Genomic DNA, 411 nt, shown 5'->3' on the forward strand with positions numbered 1-411 from the left:
CAGAGAAACTTGTTTCTCGGGTGGCGAGCGGCGGACGGGTGAGTAATGCCTGGGAAATTGCCCTGATGTGGGGGATAACCATTGGAAACGATGGCTAATACCGCATGATAGCTTCGGCTCAAAGAGGGGGACCTTCGGGCCTCTCGCGTCAGGATATGCCCAGGTGGGATTAGCTAGTTGGTGAGGTAAGGGCTCACCAAGGCGACGATCCCTAGCTGGTCTGAGAGGATGATCAGCCACACTGGAACTGACGACACGGTCCAGACTCCTACGGGAGGCAGCAGTGGGGAATATTGCACAATGGGCGCAAGCCTGATGCAGCCATGCCGCGTGTGTGAAGAAGGCCTTCGGGTTGTAAAGCACTTTCAGTCGTGAGGAAGGTGGTAGTGTTAATAGCACTATCATTTGACG

At 55.0% G+C, this 411-nt stretch carries 1 rRNA gene; it reads left to right on the top strand.

Annotated features, from left to right (window positions below):
- Nucleotides 1-411, top strand: a 16S ribosomal RNA gene (locus CIK04_RS31635); the annotation flags it as partial.

Source organism: Vibrio sp. 03_296, assembly GCF_002265885.1.